The sequence below is a fragment of the Herbaspirillum frisingense GSF30 genome, assembly GCF_000300975.2.
Taxonomy (GTDB): Bacteria; Pseudomonadota; Gammaproteobacteria; order Burkholderiales; family Burkholderiaceae_D; genus Herbaspirillum; species Herbaspirillum frisingense.
In genome coordinates, this window is sequence record NZ_AEEC02000018.1 from 46,547 (window position 1) to 62,302 (window position 15,756).

Here is a 15,756-nt window from a genome sequence, read left to right on the forward strand (position 1 = left end):
AATGAACTCCATTCACTTCATGAATTAATGATGTGCATGTTAAACCATCCTCCCGCTGCCGTGACGCAGGGTATAAATACGGTTTCACCGCCCGCAGGCGCCCGCACGGGCCCGCCCGGGCCAGACAACACCCATGCAAAGGATGAGCACCATGAAATCAAGAACGTTTGGCCGCACCGGTGCGGAAGTATCGGAGATCGGATTCGGCGCCTGGGCCATCGGGGGCTCCTGGGGCGACGTCTCCAGCCAGGACGCCAAGGCGGCCCTGCATGCGGCGCTGGACAGCGGCGTCACGTTCATCGATACCGCCGACGTCTATGGCGATGGCCGCTCCGAGCAACTGATCGCCCAGGTCCTCAAGGAACGCGGTGGCCAGCGCCCCTTCGTCGCCACCAAGGCCGGCCGCCGCCTCTCGCCCCATGTCGCCAGCGGCTACACGCGCGAGAACCTGGGCGCCTTCGTCGAACGCTCGCTGCGCAACCTGGAGGTGGAATGCCTGGACCTGGTGCAGCTGCACTGCCCGCCGCCGGAGGTCTATTACCAGCAGGAAGTCTTCGGCTATCTGGATGACCTGGTCAGTGCCGGCAAGATCGCCCACTACGGCGTTTCGGTGGAGAAGGTGGAAGAAGGCCTGAAGGCCATCGAATACCCGAACGTGAAATCGATCCAGATCATCTTCAACATCTTCCGCCAGCGTCCGCTGTCGCTGTTCCTGGATGAGGCGCAACGCCGCGACATCGCCGTCATCGCCCGGGTGCCGCTGGCCTCGGGCCTCTTGACCGGCAAGATGTCGGCGCAGACCACCTTTGCCGCCGATGACCACCGCCACTTCAATCGCCATGGCGAAGCCTTCGATGTCGGCGAGACCTTCTCCGGCGTGCCGTACGAGGTCGCCCTGGCGGCCGTCGAGAAGATTCGCGCGCTGGTGCCGGAAGGCGTATCGATGGCGCAGTTCGCGCTGCGCTGGATTCTCATGGAAAGCGGCATCAGCACCGTCATCCCCGGCGCGCGCAACGTACAGCAGGCGCAATCCAACAGCGCCGCCAGCGGACTGCCGCCGATCCCGGCTGACGTGATGCAGGCGCTGTGGCAGCTTTATCTGGATGACATCGCGCCCTACGTGCATCAACGCTGGTAAGCTTTGGCCCCTGCCCGTCACCCCTACAAGAACATAAGGACAACATGACACCCATCAAACTCGCCATCGCCGGCGTCGGCAAGATCGTCTATGACCAGCACGCTCCGGCCATCGCCGGCAACCCGGATTTCCAGCTGGTCGCCACGGCCAGCCGCAACCACAGCATCGACGGCGTGACCGCCTTCAAGACCATGGCCGAGATGCTGGATTCCGGCACGCAGATCGATGCCATCTCGCTGTGCATGCCACCGCAGTATCGCTATGAAGCGGCCCGCCAGGCGCTACTCGCCGGCAAGCACGTGTTCCTGGAAAAGCCGCCCGGCGCCACACTGTCGGAAGTCGAATCGCTCAAGGCGCTGGCGGCCGAACAGGGTGTGACGCTCTTCGCCAGCTGGCACTCGCGCCATGCACCGGCGGTGCAGGTAGTCAAGCGCCACCTACGGCAGCATGCACCGCGCCGGGTCGAAGTGATCTGGCGCGAAGACGTCCGCCACTGGCACCCCGACCAGGAATGGATCTGGCAACCGGGCGGCCTGGGCGTGTTCGATCCGGGCATCAATGCCTTGTCCATCGTCACCGAGATCCTGCCGCAGGCCATGTTCCTCAAGCAGGCCACGCTGGAAGTACCGGCCAACCGCCAGACCCCGATCGCCGCGCGACTGGCCTTCACCGATGCCCTGGGTACGGATGTGCAAGCCGACTTCGACTGGCGCCAGACTGGCGAGCAGACCTGGGATATCGTGATCGATACCGCGAGCACGCATCTGCATCTCAAGAAGGGTGGGCATGAATTGTGGATCGACCAGGCGCCGTGCGAGCTGCCGGTGGAAGGTGAATATCCTTCGCTGTACGCCCACTTCTGCCAACTGATCCGGAACAAGTCCTCGGATGTGGACGTGGCACCGCTGCGCCATGTGGCCGATGCCTTCATGCTGGGGGAGCATGTGGTGACGGATGCGTTTGTGTAGGGCCTGTTCACGCTCACCGGACAACGCACTGGTCCGGTGAGCGTGGCGGACCGACGGCCTAGGCCGTCAGGATGCGATGATGGAAGCGCAGATGATCTTCCACAAAGCTCTGGATGAAGTAATACCCGTGGTCGTAACCCTCATGCCGGCGCAGCGTCAACGGTTGTGAAGCCTCGCGGCAGGCGGCCTCGAAGCGTTCCGGTAGCAGTTGCTCCAGCAGGAATTTGTCGGCCAGGCCCTGGTCGATCAGGATGCCCTGCGGGAAGGGAGCGTAGAGCTTGCGCATCAGTTCGCTGGCGTCATGCTGCTGCCAGCTTTCCTGATCCGGGCCGAGGTAGTTGCCAAAGGCCTTCTGGCCCCAAGGGCAGTGCAGCGGCGCCGCAATCGGCGCAAAGGCCGAGACTGAACGGTAGAGCTCGCGATGACGCAAGGCCAGCGTGAGCGCGCCATGCCCGCCCATGGAATGGCCGAAGATGCCCATGCGCTGCGGGTCGGCCGGGAAATTCTCCAGCACGGCCTGGCGCAGGTCGTCCACCACATAGCTCTCCATACGGTAATGGCGGTCCCACGGTGCCTGGGTGGCGTCGAGGTAGAAACCCGCCCCTACGCCGAAATCCCAGCTGTCGCTTTCACCCGCAACGCCTGCTCCGCGCGGGCTGGTGTCCGAGCTCACCAGGATCACACCCAGCTCGGCCGCGACGCGTTGCGCACCAGCCTTGATCATGAAGGTTTCTTCGGTACAGGTCAGTCCGGCCAGGTAGAACAGCACCGGCAGCTTGCCGCCGGTACGGGCCTGCGGTGGCACGAAGACCGAGAACCGCATGTCCAGGCCGATGGCCGGCGAGGCATGGCGGTAATAGCCCTGCACGCCGCCGAAACAGCCGTGCTCGGAGAGTTTCTCCAGCATCGCGCGCTCCTCAGAACTCGACCACGGAGCGGATCGATTCACCGCTCTTCATCAGGTCGAAGCCTTCGTTGATGCGCTCCAGGGGCAGCTTGTGCGTGATCAGGTCGTCGATGTTGAGCTTGCCTTCCATGTACCAGTCGACGATCTTGGGCACGTCGGTACGACCGCGCGCGCCGCCGAAGGCCGAGCCCTTCCAGACACGGCCGGTCACCAGCTGGAACGGACGGGTGGAGATTTCCTGGCCGGCTGCTGCCACGCCGATGATGATGGACTGACCCCAGCCCTTGTGGCAGCACTCCAGCGACTGGCGCATGGTGGTGGTGTTGCCGATGCACTCGAAGCTGTAGTCGGCGCCGCCGTCGGTGAGACCAATAATGGCATCGACCACGTTGGGGACGTCCTTGGGATTGATGAAGTCGGTCATGCCGAACTTGCGGGCCATGGCTTCACGCGCCGGGTTCAGGTCCACGCCGATGATCTTGTTGGCACCGACCATCTTGGCTGCCTGGATCACGTTCAAGCCAATACCGCCCAGGCCGAACACCACCACGTTGGCACCCGCCTCCACCTTGGCGGTGAACAGCACGGCGCCCACACCGGTGGTGACGCCACAGCCGATGTAGCAGACCTTGTCGAAGGGGGCATCGGAACGGATCTTGGCCAGGGCGATTTCCGGGACCACGATGTAGTTGGAGAAGGTCGAGGTGCCCATGTAGTGGAACAGGGGCTTGCCGTCCAGCGAGAAGCGGCTGGTGGCGTCGGGCATCAGGCCGCGGCCCTGGGTGGCGCGGATGGCCTGGCACAGGTTGGTCTTCTGCGAGAGGCAGAACTTGCACTCGCGGCATTCGGGGGTGTACAGGGGGATAACGTGGTCGTCCTTCTTGAGCGACTTCACGCCCGGGCCGACGTCGACCACCACGCCCGCGCCTTCATGGCCGAGGATGGCGGGGAAGATGCCCTCCGGGTCGGCGCCGGAGAGTGTGTAGTAGTCGGTATGGCAGATGCCGGTGGCCTTGATCTCGACCAGGACTTCGCCGGCCTTGGGGCCGCCGAGTTCGACTTCCTCGATGGTCAAGGGCTTGCCTGCCTGCCATGCTACCGCTGCTCTTGTCTTCATAGGGATGGGTCCTTTATCTGGTAATGGGGAATACGTGGAGGTAACCTGGGATGGGTGCATCCTGCTCAGCCTCAACTGCGGCGGCGATCAGGGCTGCGCTCAGCGACTGAGGTACTGGTGTACTGAGATGCTGTGATCCTGGACGCAGTATTATCGCATTGCAAACGAAAATGCAGTTGCCGCATTGCGCAAGTGAGTTTTTACGGGTCATCTTGATGTCAGAACAAGTGAAAATTTCCGTCTGACATGAAAAACCTGCTACCGCGTTGCGGCATCGCCGCCACGATAATGACAAAGCCCTTGGCTTGGGGTAAGGTTGCTACAAAACAAACGATAGCCGGGGACGGCCAGCGCGCTGCAGCGCCTCAAGCACGACAGGGCAAGGCAGGGACAAAGCAAGGACAAGGCGAGAGCAGGGCCGGAGCAATCACGACATCCAGGGTAGCGAGCGCAGATGGCCCTGTTCCAACCATGCGTATCTGCCGACCATCATCTGGTTGTACGCAATACGACAAGACGCATCAAGCGCAGCATCAGACGGGATGGCATACTGTCATCCTTCGTATCAGCAAGTGGGGGCATCCACGTAATTTTGGCGTAAGCAACGGTCACTATGGTGACCGCCTGCGGCGATGTGTTGTGCCAGCGGCTTGGCACAGGACGTCAACGGCAGGAAAAATGCGCCTTGCGTGAGAGAGCTGTCGAACGGTCATCCGGCAGGCGTCGGACGAATGGATGAGCAGCACCAAGCTGCCTAACGACAGGTGATGTGATAGTTGGTCACATGGGAAAACAGAACAAATCACCGGGACGCACGGGTTATACCCTGAAGACCTTGCTGCTGTTCGTCGGCTTCGTCGGGTCGTTCATCGTGGTACAGACATGGTGGGAAATCCGCCAGGACCGGCAGTTGACCATCGATTCCGAACGCGCCAGTTCGATGGCCGCCGTGCGCAGCGTGCAAGAGCATGCCGAGCGCGTCTTCGGCGACCTCGACAAGATGCTGTGGAATACCGCCGAGCACATCCAGGGTGCCGGCCCCGACCTGCTGGACGACGACCAGGCCCTGTACCACCTGCTCTCGGAGATGCAGCAGCGCCTGCCTACGGTGATGGTGCTGCGTTATGTGGATCGCAACGGCAATACCCGCGCCAGTTCGCTGCGCGCCTTCGATACCACCAGCATTCCCGAGGATCGCAAGCTGACCTTTGTCGACGGCAATCCGGCGCGCCCTACCCTGTTCGTCGGCCAGCTCATGCGCAGCCGCTACAACCGCGAACTGGTGTTGCCGGTGGCGATGAACCTGTTCGATCGCAGCGCACGGCCGATCGGCTTGCTGGTGGCCGAATTGCGGGCGGCGACCTTCTTCGATTTCTACAAGCGCATCACCAACTTCGAGGCCATCGTCTCGCTGCGCTCGGAGAGTGGCTCGATGATGCTGCGCTCGCCCTATGAGGAACGCTGGCTGAACGTGAGCCTGGCCGACGCCAAGAGCATGGGGCGCATCCGGGCCGGCGCCGAGGAAGGCGCCTTCGAGGAAATCTCGCACCTGACCGGCGAATCGCTGCTGTTCTCCTACAAGCGGCTGGAAAAATGGTCGCTGGTGGCGGTCTACGCGCGCCGCATGGAAGACGTACTGGCGCCCTGGCGCAGCCGCACCGAGAACCGCATCCTGCTGACCACGGGGATACTCGGTTTCATCCTGATCGCGCTGATTTCCTTCCTGGTCTACTACCGCTACCAGCGGCGCCTGGACAACGCGTTGTCGGCCAGTGAATATCGCTATCGCAAGCTCTATGAGGAGGGCAGCGATCCCATCGTGCTGATTTCGTCGGAGCTGCGCTATCTGGACTGCAATGCCGCCGCACTGCGCTTTTTCGGCGTGCCGGACAAGGAGCGCATCATCGGCCGCAAGGTCGGCCTGTTCTCGCGCCAAAAGGCCAGGACGGCAGAGCAGCCGGATATCGATGAGCTGGTCGGCCGCGTGCTCTCCGGCCAGCCACAGCAGTTCGAGTGGGTGACCGTACGACGCAACAAGATCATCCACACCGACGTCACGCTGAACCGGGCCGAATTCGAGCGGGGCTATGCGATCTTCGCCATCCTGCGTGACATCAGTGCCCGCAAGCGCGCCGAACTGCTGCAAAGCGAGCAGAACCGGGTGCTGCACATGGTCATGGCCGATGAAGACCTGGATGGCATCCTCAACGAAATCGTCGGCTTTGCCGATGCCCAGATTCCCTACGGCGCCAGTTGCGTGATGCTGGTCAACGAGCAGGCTTCGCATTTCACCACCGTCTTGAGCCGGCGTTATCCGCCCCGCCTGTTGCGGGCGCTGCAGGGCATGCCGATCCGGCACGGTTGCGGCGTCGGCGCGGAGGCGGCGCTGCGACGCGGGCCCTGCATCGTCACCGATATCGCGCGTGATCCGGTGACTGAACACCTGCGGGTGCTGATCGATGTGGAGGTCTATCCCTCCTGCGGCGCCTGGCCCATCATCGGCAAGGAAGGGCAATTGCTGGGCGTGTTTGCCGCCCTGCTCAAGGAAAACCAGGCCCCCAGCAATGAATACCTGCAACTGGCCAATATCGCGGCCGACCTGGCCAGCGTGGCCATCGAAAGCCGTCGCGCCGACGAACGCATCCGCCACCTGGCGCACTACGATGAACTGACGGGCCTGCCCAACCGCTTCCTGTGCACCCAGCACGTCTCCAATGCCATCACCCACGCCGAACACCGCAATGGCATGGTGGCGGTGCTGCTGATGGACCTGGACCGCTTCAAGAACATCAACGATACCTTCGGCCACGAAGCTGGCGAGGCAGTGCTGCAGGAAATCGCCCAGCGCTTCCGCAACAGCCTGCGCGAACTGGACATCCTGGCCCGGGTGGGCGGGGACGAGTTCATCGTGCTGGTGGATGACTTCGACGATCCGCTGCAACTGGGCGAGATCGCGCAGAAGCTGCTCTCCGAGGCACGCAAGCCCTTCATCATCGATGGTCAGGAAGCGATGCTGTCGGCCAGTATCGGCATCGCCACCTATCCCGGCGATGGCGACAATGCGCAGACCCTGATCAAGAACGCCGATATCGCCATGTACCGTGCCAAGCACCATGGCAAGGACGACTATCGCTTCTTCTCCGACGAGGTCAACACCAATACGGTGGAGCGCATCGCCCTGGAAGCCGAGCTGCGCCGCGCCATCGAGCGCGCCGAATTCGTGGTGCACTACCAGCCCAAGATCAACCTGGCCAGCGGCAGCATCGTCGGCGCCGAGGCGCTGGTGCGCTGGCAGCACCCGGTACGCGGTCTGTTGCCCCCGGGCGAATTCATCCCGCTGGCAGAGGAGACGCGCCTGATCGACCAGATCGGACTGGAGGTGCTGGACGTGGCCTGCCGCGACATCGGCCTGATGCTGGAGCGCAACCTGGAATGCGGACGCATCTCCATCAACCTCACCGGCAGCCAGTTCGGTGACGAACACCTGCTCGACGACATCAAGTCGGTGGTGGCGCGCCACGGCACACCACCGGCCTGCCTGGAATTCGAGATCACCGAAAGCATGGTGATGCACAATCGTGACCAGGCCATTGCCATCATGGATGGCATCCGCGCCGAGGGCTTCACCATCTCCATCGACGACTTCGGCACCGGCTACTCGTCACTGGCTTACCTGAAGCGCTTCCCGGTCAATACCCTGAAGATCGACAAGTCCTTCATCAACGACATCCCCGATGACGCCAACAGCAGCGCCATCGTGCAGGCCATCATCGCCATGAGCCATGCCTTGAACCTGAAGGTGGTGACTGAAGGCGTGGAGACCGAAAAGCAGTTGCAGGCTCTGCGCGAATTCGGTTCGGACGAATACCAGGGCTATTACTTCAGCAAGCCGGTTCCCTATGTGCAGTTCCTGCAGATGCTGCTGATGCAGCAGCAGGCGCTGCGGCAGGCGGCGCAGGCCCTGGTCATCGAAGGCAGCCCGCCCTGAGCGCTGCCCCTGCCCTCCCCCCCGGCTCTTGCCTCTGCCCTCACTGCGAAGATCGCGAACTGAGCCGGTCGACCTGGTACAGCGAGGGGAACAGGCGAATCCACAACAGCACGATGACCACCGTGCCGATGCCCCCGATCAGCACCGCCGGCACCGCACCGAACCAGGCCGCGGTCAGCCCCGACTCGAACTCCCCCAACTGGTTGGAGGTGCCGATGAAGACTGAATTGACGGCCGACACCCGGCCGCGCATGGCGTCTGGCGTCTCCAGCTGGACGAAGGACGAGCGCACCACCACGCTGATCATGTCGGCCGCCCCCAGCACCGCCAGCGCGGCCAGCGAGAGCGGGAACCAGTGTGAGAGGCCAAAGACGATGGTCGCCATCCCGAACACCGCGACGGCAATGAACATGGTGCGGCCCACGCGACCGCCCAGGGGCCGGCGCGCCAGCCACAGGGCCACCACCAGCGCACCGGCCGCAGGTGCCGAGCGCAGCAGGCCCAGGCCGGCGGCACCGGTATGCAGGATGTCATTGGCATAGACCGGCAGCAAGGCAGTGGCGCCGCCCAGCAGTACGGCAAACATGTCCAGCGAAATGGCGCCGAAGATGGCCGGCTTGCTGCGAATGAAGGCCAGGCCGGCGAATACCGATGACAGGCTGGCACCGGTCGGCTTGGCGGCAGCCGCAGCAGAAGCAGTGGCTGACGCGGGTCGCCGGATCAAGGACAGCAGCAGGCTGCACAGGGCGAACAGGGCGCAACTGCTGGCGTACACCACGGCCGGTCCGGCCACGTAGAGCAGGCCGCCCAGCGCCGGGCCGATGATGATGGCGAACTGGGTGGCCGACGCCGAGCCGGCCACCGCGCCCGGCAAGGCCCTGGGCGACATCAGACTGGGTAGCAGGGCCGACATGGTCGGCTTGGAGAATGCGCGACCGGCACCGATGACGGCGACGATGGCGAAGATCATCTCGCGATTGAGCCAGCCGCCGATGCTGCCCAGGGCCAGCGTGGCCGCAGCCAGGGCCTCCACCAGCGCGCTGATGCGGGCCACATTGCGCCGATCATGGCGATCGGCCACATGGCCGACCACGAACACCAGGAACAGCGAGGGAATGAACTGCACCAGTCCGACGATACCCAGGTCGAAGGCGCTGTGAGTGAGCTGGTAGACCTGCCAGCCGACCGCCACGATCTGCATCTGCAATGCGATGGTGGAGGCCACGCTGGCGCACCAGAACAATTTGAAGGGGGTGTGGTGACGCAAAGGCTGCTGGTCGTCGCCGGCCTGGTCGGGCTGTTCGGTGGTACTGGTGGATGACATGTCTGGATGTGGAGATTGGGCGATGTGGACCGGAACAGCAGACTGTGAGCGGCTGCACCGGCATCACGCAGACGGTCTTGGCGCCGCTGCGGCCCTGCCCTGCAAGGCAGGTCGGGCGCAGATATACTACCCGATCCCGCGCCCGCCGGCTGAAGCAGGCCCCCATCTGCGATCGACGCTGAAGTCGGCGCCGCAGTCGGCCAATTACAAGGAGAACCAATATGCAGTACCGCCAACTCGGCCGCACCGACATCCAGGTCAGCCAGATCACCCTGGGGACCATGACCTGGGGTGAACAGAACAGCGAAGCCGAGGCCCACTCGCAACTCGATCTGGCCGTTGAACGCGGCATCAACCTGATCGATGCCGCCGAGATGTATCCGGTGCCACCCAAGCCGGAAACGCAGGGCCTGACCGAGCGCTATCTCGGCACCTGGCTCAAGAAGTCCGGCCAGCGCGACCGTCTGCTCATCGCGACCAAATGCACCGGCCCGGCACGCAAGCCGCATAACCCGCGCCATATCCGCGGCGGCATCAACAACCTGGACCGCAAGGGCTTGACCGAGGCCTTGCATGGCAGCCTGGAGCGCCTGCAGCTGGATCACGTGGACCTGTACCAACTGCACTGGCCGGACCGCAGCGTGAACAGCTTCGGCCAGCTCGGCTACCAGCACGTGGACGATGAGAGCACGGTACCGGTCGAGGAGACGCTCAAGGTCCTGAGCGAATTCGTGAAGGCGGGCAAGATCCGCACCATCGGCCTGTCCAACGAAACCGCCTGGGGCGTGGCGCAATTCCTGCGCGCGGCCGAGCAGCACGGGCTGGAGCGCATTGTCACGATCCAGAATCCCTACAACCTGCTCAACCGCAGCTTCGAGATCAACCTGGCAGAGTTTGCCCATCGTGAGCAGGTCGGCCTGCTGGCCTATTCACCGCTGGCCTTCGGCATGTTGAGCGGCAAGTATCTTGACGGCGCCCGCCCTGCCGGAGGCCGCCTGACGCTGTTCGAGCGCTTTGTACGCTATACCAATCCGCAAGCCGAACGCGCCACGGCCGAGTACGTCGCCCTGGCCCGCAAGCACGGCCTGGACCCGGCGCAGATGGCCCTGGCCTATGTGAACAGCCGTTCCTTCCTGACCTCCAACATCATTGGCGCCACCACGCTGGACCAGCTGCGCAGCAATATCGATAGCGCCCAGTTGGAGTTGAGCGAGGAAGTGCTGGCGGGGATCGAGGCAATCCATCGCGCCCAGCCGAATCCGGCACCCTGACGCCTGCTTGGCGCGAGCAATAAAAAACCGGCGACGCGCCGGTTTTTTTGTGTCATCACATCGCTCAAACGCGCAAGCAATTTTCAGTCGCCGCTGCTTTCAGTGGCCACGGCCGCTTGCACCTGCTCCTCGCGGGCACCGTAGCGCGCCGCCATCACCGCACACACCATCAACTGGATCTGGTGGAACAGCATCACCGGCAGCAGCACCATGCCGATGGCGCCGCTGGAGAACAGCACCTTGGCCATCGGTACGCCCGAGGCAAGGCTCTTCTTGGAGCCGCAGAAGACGATGGTGATCTCGTCTTCCTTGTTGAACCCGAGGCGACGGCTGCCGAAGGTGGTGATGCCCATGATGATGGCCAGCAGCACGGCATTGATCACCAGCAGCGCCACCAGCATGGACACCGGCACCTGGTGCCACAACCCTTGCACCACGGCTTCGCTGAAGGCCACGTAGACCACCAGCAGGATGGAGCTCTGGTCGACGAACTTGAGCCAGGACTTGTTGCGCTCGATCCAGCGGCCGATCCAGGGACGGGCGATCTGACCGGCCACGAAGGGCAGCAATAACTGATAGACGATTTTCAGGATCGAATCGAGCGAGGAATGTCCGCCGCCGTCATGCGCTACCACCAGCACACCCACCAATAGCGGCGTGAGGAAAATGCCCAGCAGGTTGGAGGCGGAGGCGGCGCAGATGGCCGCCGGCACGTTGCCGCGCGCCACCGAGGTAAAGGCGATGGAAGACTGTACGGTGGAAGGCAGCACGCACAGGAACAGCAGGCCCAGGTACAGCTCGGGCGTGATGAACTGCAGCAGCACGGGCTTCAACAACAGTCCGATCAGGGGAAACAGGGCGAAGGTGCAGAGCAATACCGTCACATGCAGCTTCCAGTGGGTGAAGCCGGCTACCACCGCCTCGCGCGAGAGCTTGGCGCCATGCATGAAGAACAGCAGGCCGATCATGAAGGTGGTCAGGCCATCGAAGGCCTCGGCCACCTGGCCGGTACAGGGAAGGAAGGATGCTGTGAGCACGACGGCCAGCAGCATCAGGGTCATGTTGTCGGGCAGGAAGCGGGGACGGGCCATGGCGGTATCGATTCTGTTGTAATGGTATGACCCGTGCCGGGGCGCGGGCAAACCGCCATTTTACGTGAGAGGCGCCGTCCCTTGCAGTACCGCAGGAGGCGATGCGGCTCAGGCCTTGCGCACGAATTCGGTCTTCAGGCCCATGGAGCCAAAGCCGTCGATCTTGCAGTCGATATCGTGGTCGCCCTCGACCAAGCGGATGTTCTTGACCTTGGTCCCCATCTTGACCACGCCACCGCCGCCCTTCAGTTTCAGGTCCTTGATGACGGTGACGGTATCGCCATCCTGCAGCACGTTGCCGGATGCATCGCGCCACACGCGGGCCTGTTCGGCGGCGGGAGTCGCCTGGGCGCTCCATTCATGGCCGCATTCCGGGCAGACCAGCTGGTTGCCGTCCTCGTAGGTGAATTCAGACTGGCATTGGGGACAGGCGGGCAAGGTGCTCATGAAAACTCCGGCAATTAGCGTGAAAAGGCAGCGATTGTACTGCTTCAACCGCCAACTACACCATGATCCTGCTCATCTTCACCATCGAAAACATGAAAAAAACGGCAGATCCGCCTGGGCAGACCTGCCGTCCTTGGTGTTGACTTCGCTGCTGCGTCCCTGCTTACCAGCCCCAGAACATCAGCCACCAGGCGGTATTGACCAGGGCCAGGCCACCGATCAAGGGCAGCATCGCCAGCCATTGCCGGCCCCAGCCGTCGGCGTGGCGCGCGACCACTTTCCAGCACAGCCACAGGCTCCACAAGGTCATGGCAGCCAGCAAGGCGGCGCGCACATCATTGGCCCAGTACACCGGCCAGTGCTCGGCCCGCAACAGACTGATGGTGGTCGCCGACAGGCCGATGAAGACGCCGCAACCAGCCAGCGGGATCAGGGCCTGCACCAAGTGGTTGAAGCGGCCCCATTCCCATTTGCCCAGCAGCCGTGTGGCCAGGGCGAACAGGAACGCCACTCCGCTGCCCAGCACGAGGCCGGTAGTAAGGATGTAGCCGACCACCATGGCGCCATCCAGCCAGGTGAAGACATCGCTTTGCTGCGGGTAGTTGGTCAGCAGCCACCACGGCGCCTGGGTGCCGAAGGGCCACATGATGTCGCGGTCGATCAACCAGGTAGCGATGTCCTGCTTGATGGCGATGAACCAGGGACTGACGGTCCAGTGGAAGGCGCCGATGGCGATGCCCAACAGGCCGTATAGCACCAGTGCGCTTTCCCAGAGATTGTTGTGGGTCTTGCCGAACTGCACCACTTCCACGGCCGGCGGACGGAAGGTCAGGGCGATGGCATCGCGGTGGCCGCTGCAGCGACCACACATATGGCAATCGGAAGCGCCCTTCATGTTGCGCAGCGGGACCAGTGGCGCGCAGTTGATAGGGATGATCTTGTGTTCGGGATGGTAGGAGGCGCGCCAGGCCGCTTCATCGACCTTGTAGTGCAGCGGCGCCAGCTTAGCCAGCAGGCCGAAGACACCGTTGACCGGGCACAGGTACTTGCACCAGACACGCTTGTCGCGGCCGTAGAGATAGCCGACGATCATGGCCCCCACGGTGGAACCGCCCAGCACCAGCAGTACCGCCTTGGGATATTGGTAGACGCTGACCATCTGGCCGTAGACGGTGGTCAGGGCGAATGCCACGAAGGGCCAGCCACCCCAGCGTATCCATTTGGGAATGGCCTTGCCGCGGCCGTGCTTGCTGGCGAATTCGGTGAGCGCACCTTCAGGGCAGAGCACGCCACACCAGACGCGCCCCATCAGCACCATGCTCACCAGCACAAAGGGCCACCAGATGCCCCAGAAGGCGAACTGGGCGATCAGGGTCAGGTTGGACCACAGGTGGGCGGTTTCGTCAGGCAGAGGGAGGAACACCGGGACCAGGATCAGCAGCGCATACACGGCCACCACGATCCATTGCAGGCCTCGGATGAATGCGCCATTGCGGCGCATCCATTCTCCGGTACGCGTGAGCAGAGTCGGCGATTGCGTACAGGTCGTCATCAGGCTTCAGACTGCTTCTTGCCTCTTGCTCTTGGGCTGAGGCTGGGGTTTTCGATAGAGGGCTGAGCATACCACAGCCCAGTAAGCCACATAGACGATCACCGACAGCAGCGCCGGACGGGCGCGGTAACCGGTCAGCGTGGAGACCAGGCTGCCCAGGGTAGTGGAATCATCCAGCAGCATGGAGGTGTCCCACACCGGTGCGGTCAAGGTCATGGTCCAGTTGGCCGAGGCCAGCATGTCCGAGCTTTCCAGGATCACGTCGAACAGCTTTTCCACGCCGGTGACCAGCAGACCCGCTGCCAGCAGCAACAGGATGACTTCAGTGACCTGGAAGAAACGGCGCCAGGAGAATATCTTGCCGCCCAGCTGCAACAGATAGAAGGTCAGGAAGGCCAGGCCGAAACCGATCACGCCGGCCAGCACCAGCGAGGCCGTGCTGGCCTCCTGCTGACCCAGGCCGATGCCATACAGGAACACCGCGGTCTCGCTGCCTTCGCGGGCAATGGCCAGCATCACCAGCACGAACACGCCCCACCAGTTGCCACTCTCGTAGCTGGACTGCATGGAGCTTTCCATGTCCTTCTTGAGCGTGCGACCGTGCTTGCGCATCCAGAACACCATCTGCACGATCAGCACCGCCGCAATGAGCACGATGGCGATCTGGAACCAGGTCTGGGCGTCGCCCGAGAGCAGTTCCGAGAATCCCAGCAGCGCCGCGCCCAGACCGGCAGCCAGCAGCACGCCGGCAGCCACGCCGCCCCACAGATAGGGAATGCCGCGGCGCGCGCTGACGTCACCATTCTTCAGCCAGGCATACAGAATACCGACCACCAGAAGCGCCTCGACGCTCTCGCGCCAGACGATGAACATGACCTGTCCCATGAACTACCCTTCCCTAGAAACCTGGACTCCCTGCAACACCGCCGCCTACTTGGCGACGATCACGCCCTGCGGCATGTTGAGATGGAAGTCGTCGAAAAACTTGTACTCGCCCGGACGCAAGGGCGCGATCACCACGAAGGATTGCGCGCCGGGGGCCAGCACCTTTTCCTTACGCAGTTCCACGCTCTCGAACTCGGCGGCGGACTTGCCGATGTTGTGCACCTCGATCTTGATGCGCTGACCGGCCGGAACTTCGATGCGCGGCGGAATCAGCTTGCCGTCCTGCATCTCCAGCTTGAAGGTCGGCAGGTCCGAGGCTTGTGCCTGCACGGCCGCGCCGAACAGGGTCAATGCCAGGAGGGACGAACGGACAATGCTTGCAATCATCGAAACTCCGAAAATCCTGAAAACGATAAAACCGGCGCGCCGCCATGGCAGCAGGCCGGAGTCGATTCACGGGAGACGGGCCAGCGGCCCGCGCTCCACGAGGGCTTAGTAGCCGCCCTTCTTGCCGATGCCGGCGAAGGTGAAGTCATAGGTCAGTTCAAAGGTCTTGAACCACGGACCGACGCCGGTTTCCTTGTCGACGTGGCGACCGAAGTGCGCATGCTCATTGGCCTGCGGCGAAGAGATGGTCAGCTTCAGCTTGTACTTGCCCGGACCTTCCAGCTTGACGTTGTCGCCGTAGTGCGGGCCGTCGTTGGCGACCATGGGCATCATGTCACCCTTGATGGACTTGGTGGAACCGGCCTTGGTCAGTTCGTACTTGATGACCAGGTAGGGCATCCAGTCACCTTCGGCGAAACCGTTGGGATTCTTGGCCACGGCGCGGATGTCGGCTTCCAGGTGGATGTCGGATTCCTCGGCCTTGCGCATCATGCCGTCCGGTTCCATCTTCACCGGCTGCAGGTAGACGGCGTTGACTTCGAAGCCGTTCTGGATCTGCGGCTTGCCGATGGGGTATTCAGCTGCCGAGGCGGCTCCGGCGAAGGACATGCTCAGCACTGCGGCGACGGCAAGTTTCTTGAAACCGATCATTGCGTATTCTCCTGGTGGTCAAATGATAAT

General features: G+C 63.0%; 13 protein-coding genes. 4 read left to right on the top strand and 9 right to left on the bottom strand.

Annotation, left to right across the window (positions count from 1 at the left end; translation table 11 throughout):
- Nucleotides 1-151: 151 nt before the first annotated feature.
- A complete protein-coding gene (locus HFRIS_RS13765; RefSeq protein WP_006463989.1) occupies nt 152-1,138 on the top strand; it encodes an aldo/keto reductase in 987 nt (328 codons plus the stop codon).
- A 44-nt stretch (nt 1,139-1,182) separates the two neighbouring features.
- Nucleotides 1,183-2,106: a Gfo/Idh/MocA family protein gene (locus HFRIS_RS13770; RefSeq protein ID WP_006463990.1), complete on the top strand. Its 924-nt coding sequence runs from the start codon at nt 1,183-1,185 to the stop codon at nt 2,104-2,106.
- A 58-nt stretch (nt 2,107-2,164) separates the two neighbouring features.
- Here the strand turns inward: HFRIS_RS13770 and fghA are convergent, their stop codons facing one another.
- On the bottom strand, nt 2,165-3,013 hold the full coding sequence (gene fghA / locus HFRIS_RS13775; protein ID WP_006463991.1) for an S-formylglutathione hydrolase: 849 nt from the start codon (nt 3,011-3,013) through the stop codon (nt 2,165-2,167).
- A 10-nt stretch (nt 3,014-3,023) separates the two neighbouring features.
- Nucleotides 3,024-4,130 carry an S-(hydroxymethyl)glutathione dehydrogenase/class III alcohol dehydrogenase gene (locus tag HFRIS_RS13780; protein ID WP_006463992.1) on the bottom strand — a complete coding sequence of 369 codons (1,107 nt, stop codon included), beginning with the start codon at nt 4,128-4,130 and terminating at the stop codon, nt 3,024-3,026.
- 784 nt (nt 4,131-4,914) lie between these two features.
- Here HFRIS_RS13780 and HFRIS_RS13785 point away from each other — a divergent pair.
- The gene (locus tag HFRIS_RS13785) at nt 4,915-8,118 is read left to right on the top strand and encodes an EAL domain-containing protein (protein WP_006463993.1); all 3,204 of its coding nucleotides are present in this window, start codon (nt 4,915-4,917) and stop codon (nt 8,116-8,118) included.
- A gap of 40 nt (nt 8,119-8,158) precedes the next feature.
- Here the strand turns inward: HFRIS_RS13785 and HFRIS_RS13790 are convergent, their stop codons facing one another.
- The gene (locus tag HFRIS_RS13790; RefSeq protein WP_006463994.1) at nt 8,159-9,442 is read right to left on the bottom strand and encodes an MFS transporter; all 1,284 of its coding nucleotides are present in this window, start codon (nt 9,440-9,442) and stop codon (nt 8,159-8,161) included.
- Nucleotides 9,443-9,663: 221 nt separating this feature from the next.
- On the opposite strand from HFRIS_RS13790, the gene HFRIS_RS13795 reads away from it, so the two are divergent.
- On the top strand, nt 9,664-10,713 hold the full coding sequence (locus HFRIS_RS13795) for an NADP(H)-dependent aldo-keto reductase (RefSeq protein ID WP_006463995.1): 1,050 nt from the start codon (nt 9,664-9,666) through the stop codon (nt 10,711-10,713).
- 83 nt (nt 10,714-10,796) lie between these two features.
- Here the strand turns inward: HFRIS_RS13795 and HFRIS_RS13800 are convergent, their stop codons facing one another.
- The 6 genes from HFRIS_RS13800 to HFRIS_RS13825 all read right to left on the bottom strand — a co-directional run bounded on the left by HFRIS_RS13800 (nt 10,797) and on the right by HFRIS_RS13825 (nt 15,726).
- Nucleotides 10,797-11,804, bottom strand: a complete 1,008-nt coding sequence (locus tag HFRIS_RS13800; protein WP_006463996.1) for a bile acid:sodium symporter family protein — start codon at nt 11,802-11,804, stop codon at nt 10,797-10,799.
- Nucleotides 11,805-11,912: 108 nt separating this feature from the next.
- Nucleotides 11,913-12,251: a zinc ribbon domain-containing protein YjdM gene (locus HFRIS_RS13805; RefSeq protein WP_006463997.1), complete on the bottom strand. Its 339-nt coding sequence runs from the start codon at nt 12,249-12,251 to the stop codon at nt 11,913-11,915.
- A gap of 163 nt (nt 12,252-12,414) precedes the next feature.
- Complete coding sequence (locus HFRIS_RS13810; RefSeq protein WP_006463998.1) at nt 12,415-13,752, bottom strand: 4Fe-4S binding protein; 1,338 nt, start codon at nt 13,750-13,752, stop codon at nt 12,415-12,417.
- A gap of 57 nt (nt 13,753-13,809) precedes the next feature.
- Complete coding sequence (locus HFRIS_RS13815; protein WP_006463999.1) at nt 13,810-14,688, bottom strand: FTR1 family iron permease; 879 nt, start codon at nt 14,686-14,688, stop codon at nt 13,810-13,812.
- Nucleotides 14,689-14,733: 45 nt separating this feature from the next.
- Nucleotides 14,734-15,075 carry a cupredoxin domain-containing protein gene (locus HFRIS_RS13820; protein WP_006464000.1) on the bottom strand — a complete coding sequence of 114 codons (342 nt, stop codon included), beginning with the start codon at nt 15,073-15,075 and terminating at the stop codon, nt 14,734-14,736.
- A 105-nt stretch (nt 15,076-15,180) separates the two neighbouring features.
- Nucleotides 15,181-15,726: an iron transporter gene (locus HFRIS_RS13825; RefSeq protein ID WP_006464001.1), complete on the bottom strand. Its 546-nt coding sequence runs from the start codon at nt 15,724-15,726 to the stop codon at nt 15,181-15,183.
- Between the last annotated feature and the right edge of the window lie 30 nt (nt 15,727-15,756).

Excerpts from the sequence above, each read along its gene's own strand:
- HFRIS_RS13780 (WP_006463992.1), bottom strand. The coding sequence starts at position 4,130 with ATGAAGACAAGAGCAGCGGTAGCATGGCAGGCAGGCAAGCCCTTGACC.
- HFRIS_RS13805 (WP_006463997.1), bottom strand. The coding sequence starts at position 12,251 with ATGAGCACCTTGCCCGCCTGTCCCCAATGCCAGTCTGAATTCACCTAC.
- HFRIS_RS13800 (WP_006463996.1), bottom strand. The coding sequence starts at position 11,804 with ATGGCCCGTCCCCGCTTCCTGCCCGACAACATGACCCTGATGCTGCTG.
- HFRIS_RS13790 (WP_006463994.1), bottom strand. The coding sequence starts at position 9,442 with ATGTCATCCACCAGTACCACCGAACAGCCCGACCAGGCCGGCGACGAC.
- HFRIS_RS13785 (WP_006463993.1), top strand. The coding sequence starts at position 4,915 with ATGGGAAAACAGAACAAATCACCGGGACGCACGGGTTATACCCTGAAG.
- HFRIS_RS13770 (WP_006463990.1), top strand. The coding sequence starts at position 1,183 with ATGACACCCATCAAACTCGCCATCGCCGGCGTCGGCAAGATCGTCTAT.
- HFRIS_RS13820 (WP_006464000.1), bottom strand. The coding sequence starts at position 15,075 with ATGATTGCAAGCATTGTCCGTTCGTCCCTCCTGGCATTGACCCTGTTC.
- HFRIS_RS13815 (WP_006463999.1), bottom strand. The coding sequence starts at position 14,688 with ATGGGACAGGTCATGTTCATCGTCTGGCGCGAGAGCGTCGAGGCGCTT.
- HFRIS_RS13825 (WP_006464001.1), bottom strand. The coding sequence starts at position 15,726 with ATGATCGGTTTCAAGAAACTTGCCGTCGCCGCAGTGCTGAGCATGTCC.
- fghA (WP_006463991.1), bottom strand. The coding sequence starts at position 3,013 with ATGCTGGAGAAACTCTCCGAGCACGGCTGTTTCGGCGGCGTGCAGGGC.
- HFRIS_RS13765 (WP_006463989.1), top strand. The coding sequence starts at position 152 with ATGAAATCAAGAACGTTTGGCCGCACCGGTGCGGAAGTATCGGAGATC.
- HFRIS_RS13810 (WP_006463998.1), bottom strand. The coding sequence starts at position 13,752 with ATGCGCCGCAATGGCGCATTCATCCGAGGCCTGCAATGGATCGTGGTG.
- HFRIS_RS13795 (WP_006463995.1), top strand. The coding sequence starts at position 9,664 with ATGCAGTACCGCCAACTCGGCCGCACCGACATCCAGGTCAGCCAGATC.